Raw genomic sequence first — 12,259 nt, 5'->3', positions numbered from 1 at the left:
TATCCTGCTGTCTTGCGTTTCCGACTCTATCAGATCTTTCCGATCCGATTTCCTCGGTGCTTTCCAGGTTCCCGCTTTCGCGTTTCCCTTTCCGGCGGCTCCGACTTTATCAGAGATTCTGAGTCGGAATTCCCGCCCTCCGGGGCCGTCTCCGATCCACGAAGTGGTCGGGTGCCCGTCCGAGCGGAGATGTAAACGTACTGGAGCGGGGCGCCTCGATGCAAATCGAGGCGCCCCGCTCCAGGTTGGCGCTGTCGGTGGTCCGACGGCCCGTCAGACCTCCACGACTACAGGGAGGATCATCGGCCGGCGTCGGTACTGGTCCGAGACCCACTTGCCGAGGGTCCTGCGCACCAGTTGCTGGAGCTGGTGGGGCTCGACGACCCCGTCCTGCGCCGAACGTTCCAGTGCCTCTGTGACCTTGGGGAGCACCACGGAGAAGGCCGAGTCCTCGATCCCCGAGCCGCGGGCCTGGACGTGCGGACCGGCGGTGATCTTGCCGGTTGACGAGTCGATGACCACGAAGACCGAGATGATGCCCTCGTCACCGAGGATCTTGCGGTCCTTCAGGGCCGGTTCGCCGACATCGCCGACCGAGAGGCCGTCGACGTAGACGTACCCCGCCTGGACCTTGCCCGTGATCTTCGCCTTGCCCTCGACGAGGTCGACGACGACGCCGTCCTCGGCGATGACGATGCGGTCGTGCGGGACGCCGGTCAGGGCGCCCAGTTCGGCGTTGGCGCGAAGGTGGCGCCATTCGCCGTGGACCGGCATCAGGTTCTTCGGGCGGCAGATGTTGTAGAAGTACAGCAGCTCGCCGGCCGAGGCGTGGCCCGAGACGTGGACCTTGGCGTTGCCCTTGTGGACGACGTTGGCGCCCCAGCGGGTCAGGCCGTTGATCACGCGGTACACCGCGTTCTCGTTGCCGGGGATGAGGGACGAGGCCAGGATCACCGTGTCGCCGTTGACGATGCGGATCTGGTGGTCGCGGTTGGCCATGCGGGACAGGGCGGCCATCGGTTCGCCCTGGGAACCCGTGCAGACCAGGACCACTTCGCTGTCCGGCAGGTCGTCCAGTGTCTTGACGTCCACGACGAGACCCGGCGGGACCTTGAGATAGCCGAGGTCCCGGGCGATACCCATGTTGCGGACCATGGAGCGGCCGACGAAGGCGACCCGGCGGCCGTACTCGTGAGCGGCGTCCAGGATCTGCTGGATGCGGTGGACGTGGCTGGCGAAGCTCGCCACGATGATCCGCTTGCGGGCACTGCCGAAGACCTGGCGCAGGACGTTCGAGATGTCCCGCTCGGGCGGGACGAAGCCCGGCACCTCGGCGTTCGTCGAGTCGGAGAGGAGAAGGTCGATGCCCTCTTCACTGAGCCGCGCGAACGCGTGCAGGTCCGTGAGGCGGCCGTCCAGCGGAAGCTGGTCCATCTTGAAGTCGCCGGTGTGGACGACCATGCCCGCGGGGGTGCGGATGGCGACGGCCAGCGCGTCCGGGATGGAGTGGTTGACCGCGACGAACTCGCAGTCGAAGGGGCCGACGCGTTCGCGGTGCCCCTCCGCCACCTCGAGGGTGTACGGGCGGATGCGGTGTTCCTGGAGCTTGGCCTCGATCAGCGCGAGGGTCAGCTTGGAGCCGATCAGCGGGATGTCCGGCTTCTCGCGCAGGAGGAAGGGGACGCCGCCGATGTGGTCCTCGTGACCATGGGTGAGGACGATGCCCTCGATGTCGTCGAGGCGGTCCCTGATGGACGTGAAGTCCGGCAGGATCAGGTCGATTCCGGGCTGCTCCTCCTCGGGGAAGAGCACGCCGCAGTCGACGATCAGCAGACGGCCGCCGTATTCGAAGACCGTCATGTTGCGGCCGATTTCGCCGAGGCCACCGAGGGGGGTGACCCGGAGGCCGCCCTTCGCGAGCGCCGGGGGACGGCCCAGTTCGGGATGCGGATGACTCAAAAGACTCTCCTCACCACACGCGCCACGTACCGGTGGGCACGTGGCGCGCATGACGTTCGTGCAGAAGCAGTTGTCGTATGGGTGCGGGCACCGGTGGCCCGCCTATTCAGTTGTGAAGTCCGGTCCTGCGGTGGTACGCGGTGGTGCACGGTGGTGCGAAGTCTGTTGTCAGAGCTGTACCCCGCCGGCGGCAAGATCGATCTTGAGCTGCTCGGTTTCCTCGGGCGTGAGACCGACCATGGGGGCGCGCAGCGGCCCGGCGGGCAGCCCCTGGAGGGCGAGCGCGCCCTTGGTGGTCATGACGCCCTGGGTGCGGAACATGCCGGTGAACACCGGAAGCAGCTTCTGGTGGATCTCCAGTGCCTTCTGTACGTCACCGGCGACGTGCGCGTCCACCATGGCGCGCAGTTCGGGGGTGACGACGTGGCCGACGACGGAGACGAAGCCGACCGCGCCCACGGCGAGCAGCGGCAGGTTCAGCATGTCGTCGCCGGAGTACCAGGCGAGGCCGGAATGCGCGATGGCCCAGCTTGCGCGGCCGAGGTCACCCTTGGCGTCCTTGTTGGCGACGATCCGCGGGTGCTCCGCGAGGCGGACCAGTGTCTCGGTGTTGATCGGGACGCCGCTGCGGCCGGGGATGTCGTAGAGCATGACCGGGAGCCGGCTGGCGTCGGCGATGGCCGTGAAGTGCTGGTACAGGCCCTCCTGCGGGGGCTTGTTGTAGTACGGCGTGACGAGCAGCAGGCCGTGTGCGCCGATACGCTCGGCGGCGCGCGCCAGCTCGATGCTGTGCTGGGTGTTGTTGGTGCCGACTCCGGCGACGACGTGTGCCCGGTCGCCGACGGCCTCCAGGACGGCTCGTACGAGGTCCGTTTTCTCCACGTCGCTGGTGGTGGGGGACTCACCGGTGGTGCCGTTGATGATCAGGCCGTCGTTGCCTGCGTCCACCAGGTGGGTGGCGAGCCGCTGTGCGCCGTCGAGGTCGAGTGCGCCGTCCGCCGTGAAGGGCGTGACCATGGCGGTGAGGACCCGCCCGAAGGGGGTCTGCGGAGTGGAGGTCGGAGCCATGGGTTACACGCTACTCGTTGCTCAGGGCGGGGTCTGCCCTCGGGGGAGGCGGCAGGTCGGAACGGATGTGGAGCCCGGCACTGCCTGCTCGGGGGTTCAAGCAGTGCCGGGTCCCTTTGATCAGGCTAGATGAAATTCTTCAAACTCCGCAATTCGGACACCATTCACCTCGCCCCGTACAGATGTGTCATTCGAGGGGCTCGTTTCTGCTGCGCCTACGATGAGGCCCAGCCCTCGAAGCGGTACGACCGCTACCCGGCTCCGCCGCCACAGGCGGTGACGCCACCGTGGGAGGATTGCGCCTCTCTGCCCCATTCTGAACTGGAGTGATCAACATGCACGCGGTCGAACCACAGGTGCATCTCATTGGTCGCCCCGAACTCGACTACGACGAGATCGCGGCGTACCTCAAGGATGTCGGCGGGGAGAAGTGGCTGGAGCGCGTCGACCGCGGTGAGCTGGACGACGCGCAGAACCTCGCGGAGTTCGCCGGCCGCATCTGCTATCGCTCCTGGGAGCCCGGCCTCAACCCCAACGTCACTCGCATTCGCGCGGACCAGGAGAAGTACCTGAAGAACATCCTGGCCAGCGCCCACGGGTCGGTTCTGGAGCATGCCAACTTCAACTTCATCATGCACAACGTCAGCCGCGTTGCCACCCACGAGCTGGTGCGCCACCGGGCCGGTGTTGCGGTTTCCCAGGAGTCGCTGCGCTTTGTGCGTCTGGACGACCTGCCCTTCTGGTTCCCCGAGTGGGCGCAGCAGGACGAAGAGCTCATGTCTCACGCCAATGGGCTCCTCAAGGAGCTGGAGGCCTTCCAGCGCTGGATGGCGAACCACTTCGGTCTGGACGAGGAGGGCGTGCCCTTTGCTGAGAAGAAGGCGAAAACGTCCTTCATGCGGCGCTTCGCGCCGGAAGGCCTGTCGACCGGTCTCGTCTGGAGCGCGAACGTACGAACCCTGCGCCACGTGATCGAGAACCGCACGGCACCTGGGGCCGAGGAAGAGATCCGTCTCATCTTCGGAAGGGTGGGCGAGCTGATGGTGAAGGAGGCTCCGGCGCTGTTCGGTGACTACACCGTTGAGGACGGAGCCTGGGTCCCGGGCTGGCGAAAGGTCTGACGCGACGACCGGGCACGTTCATTCAAGGGAGCGGGCTGTCTCCAGCACGACGGCGCTGGAGACAGCCCGCTCCCTTATGTCCGTGCGACCCGACGAGAACCCTGGCCTCCTCAGCAAGCCCCCCTCAACACCATTCCGTTGGCGAGGAGATTCGCCGCGGGTGCCTGTACTGCCACCTCGTATGTCTCCTCCACGCCGTCCTTCGCGATCGCCACAACGGGGACCGGTCTGGCAGCTGCGATCATTCCCGCCCGCCGGGCGAGCTGCTGTTCCTCAGCGTTCTTGACCGCGTGGCACGGCTCGCAGATCGGGGCCAAGTTACGCTCGTCCAGCGCTTTCAGCAGATCACGGGCGACGGGGACGACGTGGTCCAGCTCAAGCTCCGCTCTGGCAAACGACATCCTGCACACATAGCAGTCGTCCACTGGTCTGATCAGCCGGTTCCGTTGCATCGAGGTCCAGACTCCGATGCCACGGCGCAGACTGGGAGGGATGGTCGCCTCTGAGGGACGGGGGATCTTGCCCGTCACCATGACGCTGTCACCGGCGCCGAGCTCTCCAAGAGTCCGCCAGCCTTCAGGAGTCAAGATCTCACTGCCGGCCCCGCACCTGAGCTGTCTTCCGCCGTCCGTGTCGACACGCAGAACAGGTTCTCGGTCCATTCGTCGGATGTCCAGGATCTGGGCGCGCTCAGCCAACAGCGTCCGTTCATCGTAGGCACGAACGTGGTTGCGGCGAACCGACATCAGTAGCCTCTGACGATGGTTCGGGTTCTCTGCCCGGAACTCCGCAACCGCCCGCTCAGCCGCTTCGCGCTCCTCGTGCAGGCCCAGCCACCGCACCTCACCACGAAATCTGACCTGTGCCTGCCACTTCCCCGTGGCGCCATGCCTTGTCACTCCGCCCTTGGCCACGGGAGCAGCGTCACTCACTCCCTGGTGCCAGAGGTTGCAGAGCTCCGCCACTCGACGTCGGCGCAAGTCCCCCCTCGGGCTCGCCAGAGTCACTTCTGTCGTCGCTGTGAGCCTCCCAGCCGTGCGGCCAGTATCTGCCGGGGCGCGGAGGCTTGAATCCATGTGCCCGCCGGACCACACGCTCGTCGCGTTCTTCACTCTCTGCATCCTTCTGATCACCCTATTGGGCTGACGACATTAGAGTGTGCCTCTGACAACGGGGCGCTTGGTGCCGTTCCGCAATGAAGTCGGCGAAAGAGGGCACCGGGAGGGGTGTTCGTTCGTCTGTATGAGTAACAGCACTCCATTCCAGTCCCTGAAGGGAGACGCAGCCCCTATGATCCGCCGGCGTGAACCCGTGCCGTTCGCCTTCGTCGCCGAGGCCGACAGGTTCCGCAGCAATGTCGCACCCCCGCCCCGCGAGCGGGCGTCCTTCAGCAAGTTGGCCGGACGCTGGCTCCTCGGTCTCACCGTCGCCGCCGGTCTCGTGGGCTCCCTGGTGATCGGGATGCCCGCCCTGTCGGCCGACCAGCCCTCCCCGCACAAGCAGCCGTCACAGGCGTCCGAGGGACGCTAGACGCTTCGCGGGGACGACGGTCCGGCTCCGTCCGGACCCCCGAGGGTGGTGACCGTCGACACAGGTCGGTAGCCTCACCGGGCACAACACTTGCCCTGGAACGAGTGAGGACCAGCCGTGCCCCTGTCCTTCCTGACAGCCGACCGCGCCTTTGACACGGCCGGCGACGTCGCGCTGCCGTACGACGACCGCGACCTCTGGCGCCGGCCCTACCGGCCGGGGCCGTGGCGCGTGGGGTCGGCGGCCCTGATGCTGCTGCTCGCCTCGTTCGTCCTGTTCGCGGCGGTCGTCATCGCGGCGACGGGCGGACCGTCCTCCGCCGGGGTGATCTTCGGCATCGCGGGCGTCGCCATCCTGTGCGCCCTGCGGATGCTGCGCATGGGCGTGTGGGTGAGCGCGCACGGGGTGCGTCAGGTCAGCTTCTTCACCACGCGCACGGTGGCCTGGCAGCAGATCGCCAGCGTGCGCACGGTGCAGCAGCCGGTGCGCTGGCTGGGGCTGCCGCGCACGGTGCAGGGGCAGGCGCTGCTCCTCGTCCGGCAGGGCCGGTCCGCGGAGCCCGCGTCCCCGCTGCTGACCACGCACAACTCCGACTTCCTCGCGCGTGACAGCGCCTTCAACCGGGCGGCCGACGCCGTGGAGGCGTGGGCCGCCGAGTACCGACGGGGCTGAGCACCGACGACCGGGACGCCGGGTCCCCGACCGCGGCTGCGGTTGGGGACCCGGCGTCCCGGTTCTCGGTTCTCGGTCTGCTCAGGCGGCCTCGGCGTGCTTGCCGTCGTGGAGCGCGATCGCCCGTTGCATGGCCTTGCGGGCGCGTGGGGTGTCGCGGGCGTCGTGGTAGGCGACGGCGAGACGGAACCAACTGCGCCAGTCACCGGGGGCGTCCTCCGTCTCGGCCCTGCGCAGGGCGAAGACCTCGTCGGCCGATTCCCGGTCGACGCGGCCGCTGGGGGTGCGCCTCAGCTCGTCGACGGGCAGTCCGCCCTCGGCGTCGAGTTCGGCGGCGAGCCGGTTGGCCCTGCGGACGAACTGGGTGTTCTTCCAGAGGAACCACAGGCCGATCACCGGCAGGATCAGCACCGCGACGCCGAAGGTGACGGTGAGAAGGGTGCCGGTCTTGATGAGCAGCACACCGCGGCTGCCGACCAGGAGGAAGTAGAAGACCAGGACGGCGGCCGTGACGAGGTAGGTGATCTTCGCGCGCATGGGGTCAGGGGCTCGGTTCCGGTCTCAGTTCGGGTCTCGGTTCGGGTCTCGGTTCGGGTCTCGGTTCAGGTCTCGGTTCGGGACTCAGTTCAGGACTCAGTTCAGGTCCAGGAAGTGTTCCAGGCCGAAGGTGAGGCCCGGGGTGGTGACCACGCGGCGGGCGCCCAGCAGGATGCCCGGCATGAAGCTGCTGTGGTGCAGGGAGTCGTGGCGGACGGTGAGGGTCTCGCCCTCGCCGCCGAGCAGCACCTCCTGGTGGGCGAGCAGGCCGCGCAGGCGGATCGCGTGGACCGGGACACCGTCGACGTTCGCGCCGCGGGCACCGTCCAGGGCGGTGGCAGTGGCGTCGGGCGCCGGAGCGGAGCCTGCCTTCTGCCGGGCCTCCGCGATCAACTGCGCGGTGCGGGTGGCGGTGCCGCTGGGGGCGTCGACCTTGTTGGGGTGGTGCAGCTCGACGACCTCGACGGACTCGAAGTACGGGGCGGCGAGCTGGGCGAACTTCATGGTGAGCACGGCGCCGATGGAGAAGTTGGGCGCGATGAGGACGCCCGTCTCCGGGGAGCCGTCGAGCCAGGAGTTCAGCCGCGCGAGGCGCTCGTCGGTCCAGCCCGTCGTACCGACGACGGCGTGGATGCCGTGGCGTACGCAGTAGTCGAGGTTGTCCATCACCGAGGCGGGGGTGGTCAGCTCGACGGCGACCTGGGCGCCGGTCGCGGCCAGCGTGTCCAGGCTGTCGCCGCGGCCGAGGGCGGCGACCAGTTCCATGTCCTCGGCGGCCTCGACCGCCGATGCCGCCTCGGAGCCGATGCGGCCCTTGGCACCGAGGACGGCCACGCGCAGCTTGCTCATGTCACATGCTTCCTTCTCGAAAGGGACCGTCAGGCGACGGCGTCGTGCAGCCGGGCCGCCTGCTTGTCCTTCAGCGGGCCGATGACCGACAGGGAGGCCCGCCGTCCCAGGACGTCACGGGCGACCTCGCGGACGTCTTCCGGCGTGACCGAGGCTATCCGGGCCAGCATGTCGTCGACGGACATCTGCTCGCCCCAGCACAGTTCGCTCTTGCCGATACGGTTCATCAGCGCGCCGGTGTCCTCCAGGCCGAGGACCGTGGAGCCCTGGAGCTGGCCGACGGCGCGGCCGATCTCGTCGTCGCTCAGGCCGTGCTCGGCGACGTGGTCGAGCTCGTCGCGGCAGATCTTCAGCACGTCGTGCACCTGGGAGGGCCGGCAGCCCGCGTACACGCCGAAGAGGCCGCAGTCGGCGAAGCCCGAGGTGTACGAGTACACGCTGTAGGCCAGCCCGCGCTTCTCCCGGACCTCCTGGAAGAGGCGGGAGGACATGCCGCCGCCGAGGGCGGTGTTGAGGACGCCCATCGCCCAGCGCCGCTCGTCGGTGCGGGCGAGGCCCGGCATGCCGAGGATGACGTGGGCCTGCTCGGTCTTGCGGCCGATCAGCTCGACACGGCCGGCGGCCCGGACGGTGCGCCGTCCGTCGCGCGGGGCGATGGGCGCGGCCACCGGGTCCCGGAAGGCGCCGGCCTTCTCGAAGGCGGCGCGGACCTGGCGTACGACCTTGTCGTGGTCGACGTTGCCTGCCGCCGCGACCACCAGATGTGTGGGGTCGTAGTGCTTCTTGTAGAAGCGGCGGATGCGGTCGGCGGTGAGGGCGTTGACCGTGTCGACGGTGCCGAGGACGGGGCGGCCCAGCGCGTTGTCGCCGAACATGGTGTGCGCGAACAGGTCGTGCACGCAGTCACCGGCGTCGTCCTCGGTCATCGCGATCTCTTCGAGGATCGCGCCGCGCTCGACGTCCACGTCGTCCTCGCGGATGAGCGAGCCGGTCAGCATGTCGCAGACCACGTCGATGGCGAGCGGCAGGTCGGTGTCGAGCACGCGCGCGTAGTAGCACGTGTACTCCTTCGCCGTGAACGCGTTCATCTCGCCGCCGACCGCGTCGATGGCGGAGGAGATGTCCAGGGCACTGCGCTTGGCGGTGCCCTTGAAGAGCAGGTGCTCCAGGTAGTGGGTGGCGCCGTTCAGGGCCGGGGTCTCGTCGCGGGAGCCGACGTGGGCCCAGATGCCGAAGGTGGCGGAGCGGACGGAGGGCAGGGTCTCGGTGACGATGCGCAGGCCGCCCGGGAGGGTGGTCTTGCGGACCGTTCCGATGCCGTGCTCGCCCTTGATGAGGGTTTGGGTACGGGCGACGGCCCGCGCCTCCGAGGAGGTGCGGGCCGTCGCCTTGGCGCTACGGGACGTCACTGGTCGGCGTCGTCCTTCTTCGTGTCGTCGTTGCCTTCCTCGCCCTCGATCACGGGGATCAGGGAGAGCTTGCCGCGGGAGTCGATCTCGGCGATCTCGACCTGGACCTTCTGGCCCACACCGAGGACGTCCTCGACGTTCTCCACGCGCTTGCCGCCGGCGAGCTTGCGGATCTGCGAGATGTGCAGCAGACCGTCCTTGCCGGGCAGCAGGGAGACGAACGCGCCGAAGGTGGTCGTCTTGACGACCGTGCCCAGGTAGCGCTCGCCGACCTCGGGCATGGTCGGGTTGGCGATGCCGTTGATCGTGGCGCGGGCGGCCTCGGCCTGCGAGCCCTGCTGGGCACCGATGTAGATGGTGCCGTCGTCCTCGATCGTGATGTCGGCGCCGGTGTCCTCCTGGATCTGGTTGATCATCTTGCCCTTGGGGCCGATGACCTCACCGATCTTGTCGACCGGGATCTTCACGGTGATGATCCGCGGCGCGTTCGGGGACATCTCGTCCGGCGTGTCGATCGCTTCCATCATCACGTCGAGGATGTGGAGGCGGGCGTCGCGGGCCTGCTTGAGGGCGGCGGCCAGGACGGAGGCGGGGATGCCGTCCAGCTTGGTGTCGAGCTGGAGGGCGGTCACGAACTCCTTGGTGCCGGCGACCTTGAAGTCCATGTCGCCGAAGGCGTCCTCCGCACCGAGGATGTCGGTGAGGGCGACGTAGTGCGTCTCGCCGTTGCTCTCCTGGGAGATCAGTCCCATGGCGATACCGGCGACGGGGGCCTTCAGCGGCACACCGGCGTTCAGCAGCGACATGGTGGAGGCGCAGACGGAGCCCATGGACGTCGAGCCGTTGGAGCCGAGGGCCTCGGACACCTGACGGATCGCGTACGGGAACTCCTCGCGCGTCGGCAGCACCGGCACGATGGCGCGCTCGGCGAGGGCGCCGTGGCCGATCTCGCGGCGCTTCGGGGAGCCGACGCGGCCGGTCTCGCCGACGGAGTACGGCGGGAAGTTGTAGTTGTGCATGTAGCGCTTGCGGGTCACCGGGGAGAGGGTGTCGAGCTGCTGCTCCATGCGGAGCATGTTGAGGGTGGTGACGCCCAGGATCTGGGTCTCGCCACGCTCGAACAGGGCGGAGCCGTGCACGCGCGGGATGGCCTCGACCTCGGCGGCCAGGGTGCGGATGTCGGTGACACCGCGGCCGTCGATGCGCTTCTTCTCCTTGATGACGCGCTCACGGACCAGGGACTTGGTCAGCGAGCGGTACGCGGCGGAGATCTCCTTCTCGCGGCCCTCGAACTCCGGCAGGAGCTTCTCGGCGGCGAGCTTCTTGACGCGGTCCAGCTCGGCCTCGCGCTCCTGCTTGCCGGCGATGGTGAGCGCCTGGCTCAGCTCGGGGCGGACGGCGGCGCTGAGCGCCTCCAGGACGTCGTCCTGGTGGTCCAGGAAGATCGGGAACTCGCCGGTCGGCTTGGCGGCCTTCGCGGCGAGGTCGGCCTGGGCGCGGCACAGCACCTTGATGAAGGGCTTCGCGGCGTCCAGACCGGCGGCGACGACCTCCTCGGTGGGCGCCTCGGCGCCGCCCTCGACCAGCTTGACGGTCTTGTCGGTGGCCTCGGCCTCGACCATCATGATCGCGACGTCGCCGTCCTCCAGGACGCGGCCCGCGACGACCATGTCGAAGACGGCGTCCTCGAGCTCGGTGTGCGTCGGGAAGGCCACCCACTGGCCGCGGATCAGCGCGACGCGGACGCCGCCGATCGGGCCGGAGAAGGGCAGACCGGCGAGCTGCGTCGACGCGGAGGCGGCGTTGATCGCCACGACGTCGTACAGGTGGTCGGGGTTGAGCGCCATGATCGTGGCGACGACCTGGATCTCGTTGCGCAGGCCCTTCTTGAAGGACGGGCGCAGCGGGCGGTCGATCAGGCGGCAGGTGAGGACGGCGTCCTCGGAGGGCCGGCCCTCACGACGGAAGAAGCTGCCGGGGATCTTGCCGGCGGCGTACATCCGCTCCTCGACGTCCACCGTGAGGGGGAAGAAGTCGAGCTGGTCCTTGGGGTTCTTGGAGGCGCTGGTGGCCGACAGCACCATGGTGTCGTCGTCCAGGTACGCCACGGCGGAACCGGCGGCCTGCCTGGCCAGCCGTCCCGTCTCGAAGCGGATGGTGCGGGTGCCGAACGTACCGTTGTCGATCACGGCCTCGGCGTAGTGGGTCTCGTTCTCCACTAGTGTTTTCTCCGATACTTGTCGTCTTGTCGTCTTTTGTCCCACTTCGCCCGTGTGGCGAAAGGAGACAGTGCCGGAGAAGCGTTCCGGGCAATGCGGGCCGGTCTTCGATCGAAGCACCCGGGGTTCTGCCCCCGGGAGCCACTACCGAGGACCGGCGGCGGCTAGGCGCGCTTCTCCTCGTGTCGTTCGTTGTCTCGTACGTCGTACGTCGTATTCGTACGCCGTACTGGTGCGTCGTGCGTCTTGTGTTCTGCTACCACACTACAAAGGGGCGGCGACAGCGCGCACGTACAGCAAAGGGAGCGGCCCCCGAACGATGGGAACCGCTCCCTTCACGGCGTCCTACCGGGCGCCCGCCGCACCGCGGCGGATGCCGAGGCGCTCGACCAGCGCACGGAAGCGCTGGATGTCCTTCTTGGCGAGGTACTGCAGCAGCCGGCGGCGCTGACCGACCAGGATGAGCAGACCACGACGGGAGTGGTGGTCGTGCTTGTGGGTCTTGAGGTGCTCGGTCAGGTCGGAGATCCGACGGGACAGCAGAGCGACCTGGACCTCGGGGGAGCCGGTGTCGCCCTCCTTGGTACCGAAGTCGGTCATGATCTGCTTCTTCACTGCGGCGTCGAGCGACACGCGTACTCCTCTTGGTCTGTGACTGGCCACCGAGTGCCCCCGGTCTACGTCTCGGGGGGGCTTCCGTAACTCGGAAGGCGGGGATCTGCTGGGCGCGACCTCCAGGGCCAGGGGCTCCGGGGGCGCGTACGCATACGGCCGTCACACAGGCTACCAGCCTGGAGGGTAGAGTCGGCGCGGAGCGCGGTACCGGTGTTGCCACCGACCCGTTTCTCCGCGCCGCTCACCGAACCCGGCGTGCGCCTCTCAACGCACCGGGCTC

The 12,259-nt window shown here is 68.2% G+C and carries 11 protein-coding genes; 3 read left to right on the top strand and 8 right to left on the bottom strand.

Translation table 11 applies throughout. The features are described 5' to 3' along the window. Positions 1–273: 273 nt before the first annotated feature. Positions 274–1,959, bottom strand: coding sequence for a ribonuclease J (locus KUM40_RS26020; protein WP_217168622.1), 1,686 nt, complete (start codon positions 1,957–1,959; stop codon positions 274–276). A 168-nt stretch (positions 1,960–2,127) separates the two neighbouring features. Continuing rightward, positions 2,128–3,027, bottom strand: a complete 900-nt coding sequence (gene dapA / locus KUM40_RS26015) for a 4-hydroxy-tetrahydrodipicolinate synthase (protein WP_217168621.1) — start codon at positions 3,025–3,027, stop codon at positions 2,128–2,130. Between the two features lie 335 nt (positions 3,028–3,362). Between dapA and thyX the strand changes: the two genes are divergently transcribed. After that, complete coding sequence (gene thyX / locus KUM40_RS26010) at positions 3,363–4,148, top strand: FAD-dependent thymidylate synthase (RefSeq protein ID WP_217168623.1); 786 nt, start codon at positions 3,363–3,365, stop codon at positions 4,146–4,148. Between the two features lie 110 nt (positions 4,149–4,258). Here the strand turns inward: thyX and KUM40_RS42485 are convergent, their stop codons facing one another. Continuing rightward, positions 4,259–5,260: an HNH endonuclease gene (locus KUM40_RS42485; protein WP_217168620.1), complete on the bottom strand. Its 1,002-nt coding sequence runs from the start codon at positions 5,258–5,260 to the stop codon at positions 4,259–4,261. Positions 5,261–5,438: 178 nt separating this feature from the next. Here KUM40_RS42485 and KUM40_RS26000 point away from each other — a divergent pair, with 178 nt between their 5' ends. Both KUM40_RS26000 and KUM40_RS25995 read left to right on the top strand, forming a co-directional pair. Continuing rightward, a complete protein-coding gene (locus KUM40_RS26000) occupies positions 5,439–5,678 on the top strand; it encodes a hypothetical protein (protein WP_217168619.1) in 240 nt (79 codons plus the stop codon). 117 nt (positions 5,679–5,795) lie between these two features. Then, positions 5,796–6,350 (top strand): PH domain-containing protein, encoded by a 555-nt coding sequence (locus KUM40_RS25995; protein ID WP_217168618.1) that lies wholly within the window; start codon positions 5,796–5,798, stop codon positions 6,348–6,350. Between the two features lie 81 nt (positions 6,351–6,431). Here KUM40_RS25995 and KUM40_RS25990 read toward each other — a convergent pair whose 3' ends face one another. The 5 genes from KUM40_RS25990 to rpsO all read right to left on the bottom strand — a co-directional run bounded on the left by KUM40_RS25990 (position 6,432) and on the right by rpsO (position 11,997). Next, the gene (locus KUM40_RS25990) at positions 6,432–6,887 is read right to left on the bottom strand and encodes a hypothetical protein (RefSeq protein WP_217168617.1); all 456 of its coding nucleotides are present in this window, start codon (positions 6,885–6,887) and stop codon (positions 6,432–6,434) included. A gap of 96 nt (positions 6,888–6,983) precedes the next feature. Further along, a complete protein-coding gene (gene dapB / locus KUM40_RS25985) occupies positions 6,984–7,736 on the bottom strand; it encodes a 4-hydroxy-tetrahydrodipicolinate reductase (protein WP_217168616.1) in 753 nt (250 codons plus the stop codon). Positions 7,737–7,765: 29 nt separating this feature from the next. Then, positions 7,766–9,145: a pitrilysin family protein gene (locus KUM40_RS25980; RefSeq protein WP_217168615.1), complete on the bottom strand. Its 1,380-nt coding sequence runs from the start codon at positions 9,143–9,145 to the stop codon at positions 7,766–7,768. Beyond that, positions 9,142–11,364: a polyribonucleotide nucleotidyltransferase gene (locus KUM40_RS25975; RefSeq protein WP_217168614.1), complete on the bottom strand. Its 2,223-nt coding sequence runs from the start codon at positions 11,362–11,364 to the stop codon at positions 9,142–9,144. The genes KUM40_RS25980 and KUM40_RS25975 overlap by 4 nt, the downstream gene beginning before the upstream one ends. Positions 11,365–11,709: 345 nt before the next feature. After that, complete coding sequence (gene rpsO / locus KUM40_RS25970) at positions 11,710–11,997, bottom strand: 30S ribosomal protein S15 (RefSeq protein WP_217168613.1); 288 nt, start codon at positions 11,995–11,997, stop codon at positions 11,710–11,712. Positions 11,998–12,259: the final 262 nt, after the last annotated feature.

The organism is Streptomyces sp. AC512_CC834 (assembly GCF_019049325.1).
Lineage (GTDB): Bacteria > Actinomycetota > Actinomycetes > Streptomycetales > Streptomycetaceae > Streptomyces.
This window is presented reverse-complemented; position numbering and strand designations above follow the sequence as displayed.

What these genes read in the sequence shown, in the direction of transcription:
- dapB (WP_217168616.1), bottom strand. Translation starts at nt 7,736, where the DNA reads ATGAGCAAGCTGCGCGTGGCCGTCCTCGGTGCCAAGGGCCGCATCGGC.
- KUM40_RS25990 (WP_217168617.1), bottom strand. Translation starts at nt 6,887, where the DNA reads ATGCGCGCGAAGATCACCTACCTCGTCACGGCCGCCGTCCTGGTCTTC.
- KUM40_RS26000 (WP_217168619.1), top strand. Translation starts at nt 5,439, where the DNA reads ATGATCCGCCGGCGTGAACCCGTGCCGTTCGCCTTCGTCGCCGAGGCC.
- dapA (WP_217168621.1), bottom strand. Translation starts at nt 3,027, where the DNA reads ATGGCTCCGACCTCCACTCCGCAGACCCCCTTCGGGCGGGTCCTCACC.
- thyX (WP_217168623.1), top strand. Translation starts at nt 3,363, where the DNA reads ATGCACGCGGTCGAACCACAGGTGCATCTCATTGGTCGCCCCGAACTC.